This window comes from Acetobacter cerevisiae (genome assembly GCF_001580535.1).
GTDB classification, from domain to species: Bacteria; Pseudomonadota; Alphaproteobacteria; order Acetobacterales; family Acetobacteraceae; genus Acetobacter; species Acetobacter cerevisiae.
On sequence record NZ_LHZA01000048.1, the window covers coordinates 1 to 2,387 of the forward strand.

Consider the following 2,387-nt stretch of genomic DNA (forward strand, 5'->3'; position numbering starts at 1 on the left):
TTGAGATGAGGCTTTTTCCTGTGAACCTTCGAGACAAAGCCATGCTTTTCCATGAAGGCCTCATTGGCTTTTGAGCGGTAGGCTGTATCTGCCCACACCGTTGAGGCGGTGTTGGTTTTGTCCTGCCAGTCCTGTGGGATACGCCCTTCACGCAGATCCGCCTTCTCAGCGTTGGTATTGCACTGCTTTGGAGCCGCTACCAATGGTGCGTCCAGGATCTGGCCTGACATCGGCAGATAACCGGCGTTCCTCAAAGTAGCGTCAAAGCGATTGAACAGACTTTCAATCGCACCACCCTGGGTCAGACGCTTTTGACACAGCCAGAGCGTTTTGGCATCCGGCACGCGGTCAGACAGTCCCAGACCAAGGAAGCGCATGAAGGAGAGACGATCGTTGATCAGGTATTCTGTCCGTTCGTCGGACAGCGTGTTGAGTGTCTGGATCACCAGGATCTTGAACATCAGCACCGGATCAAACGGCGGACGCCCACCCTTGCTCCCGTCCGAATAGGCCAGAGCCTTGTCCAGATCAGGGCGGAACACTTCAAAATCCACAGTCCGGGAAAACGCTTCGAGTTGGTCTCCAAGCCCACTCAGCCGAGCAAGTCGCTCTTCAACATCAAAGAAACCCGGCTGGTTCATGAGCCAATCCCTCAAATCACAGCATGAGGAATGGAATCATACAGAGAGACCCAAAACCAGTGGGTTTTTCGAACCCTCCACCTGATATTCCACAAAGGCAGGATGCCGCCCATCGCGAAAAAATGCAGAAAAGCGACTGCTCAGTCCCAGACTATCATCAGCCTGCTTTAACAGAATGGTACCCCCATCGGGACTCATTCGGCCCTCGTCAAAACGGGCCAGAACATGCCGCCTTCAGGAGGCTGGAAACTCATACTCTCGTGCGCTACATTCTGTCTGCATCAGGTTTGCTTATTGCTTATGGAAAGTTGTTTCTTACAAAACAGATTTTTCCGTATTCTAGCCCGATGTACAACATTCCTGTGAGATGGGGTGGTTGCCGTCCTCCCCGCACGGCATCGCAATGTGCCAGAATGGTCGTTGGAAGAAACGACTGCGCGAAAGGACGGCAGATGAAGGATACAGTGATAGGCGTTGATCTGGCAAAGAACATTTTCCAGGTTCATGGAGCTTCGCGTGCAGGCGAGGTGATGTTTCGCAAAAAGCTGCGTCGTCAGCAGTTTATGCAGTTCATGGCCACGCAGCCGCCTGCTCTGGTCGTTCTTGAAGCGTGCGGGAGCGCGCATTACTGGGCTCGCGAACTGGCAGGAGCTGGTCACGAGGTCAGACTGATCGCTCCGCAGTATGTGAAGCCTTTCGTGAAGCGCCAGAAGAACGATGCTGCTGATGCGGAAGCGATCGTCATTGCGGCCCGTCAGCCGGAAATGCGCTTTGTCGAACCACGCACTGAAGCGCAGCAGGCGCGTGGCGTTCTTTTCCGGGCCCGGCAGCGTCTGGTGCACCAGCGCACGGAACTGGTGAATGCCCTGCGTGCCGTTCTGTATGAATTCGGTCTCGTCGTGCCACAGGGGATTGCGCATATCAGACACATTGAAGCCATGCTGGATGAGGCGGTTCTGCCAGAGGCTGTGAAGCAGGAATGCCTTGATCTGCTGCGACAGATTTCGGAGCAGAGTGTGCGGATTGATGTCAGAACAAAGAAGATCAGGATGCTTGCCCAGGAAAGTGAAAACACCTGCAGATTGCAGAGCATGCCTGGAGTGGGTCCTCTGACCGCTCTTGCGATTGAAGCTTTTGCGCCTGACCTGCAGAGCTTCCGGCGCGGGCGCGACTTTGCTGCGTGGCTGGGGCTGGTGCCCCGTCAGTTCTCATCTGGCGGAAAGGAAAGGCTGGGGAAGATATCAAAAGCCGGGCAGGCTGATATCCGCAGGCTTCTCATCATGGGCGCCATGACCCAGGTGAACTGGGCCAGCCGTAAGGCCCCTGCACCGGGAAGCTGGCTGGCACGGATGCTGGCCCGCAAGCCCCGTATGCTGGTAGCCATTGCGCTGGCCAACAGGATGGCACGAGCCATCTGGGCCATGGCAACAAAACAGGAGGATTATCGGGATCCGGCCCTGTCCGTGGCAGCCTGAGCGATGGCTCGGCTCCCGCGGATGGAACCGGTAGGGGTGTGAGAGGGCGATGACCTGAATGGGCGCATGATCGTCTGATCCGGATCGGAAAAACCAGTGGATTTCTCTGTGCTTTAAAGCACGCCTGTGAGATTTGGATCTGATCCGCTGATCACCATACTGGCCAGTGGCTTCTGAAAGGCCACATCAACAGGCCTTACAGAAGACCGCACACGATCACACGTCAATATGGGTCAGAAAACTCTTGCATAACGGACGGCAACCACAGAAG

Annotated in this window: 2 protein-coding genes and 1 pseudogene; 1 reads left to right on the plus strand and 2 read right to left on the minus strand. The window is 55.6% G+C overall.

What is annotated here, in order from left to right:
* Window positions 1-641: transposase (locus AD928_RS00370; protein ID WP_167347322.1), on the minus strand; the 641-nt coding region annotated here is incomplete at its 3' end.
* A gap of 39 nt (window positions 642-680) precedes the next feature.
* Window positions 681-863, minus strand: a pseudogene (locus AD928_RS14590) (IS1380 family transposase); the annotation flags it as partial.
* A 230-nt stretch (window positions 864-1,093) separates the two neighbouring features.
* Between AD928_RS14590 and AD928_RS00375 the strand changes: the two are divergent.
* On the plus strand, window positions 1,094-2,116 hold the full coding sequence (locus AD928_RS00375; RefSeq protein ID WP_041247965.1) for an IS110 family RNA-guided transposase: 1,023 nt from the start codon (window positions 1,094-1,096) through the stop codon (window positions 2,114-2,116).
* Window positions 2,117-2,387: the final 271 nt, after the last annotated feature.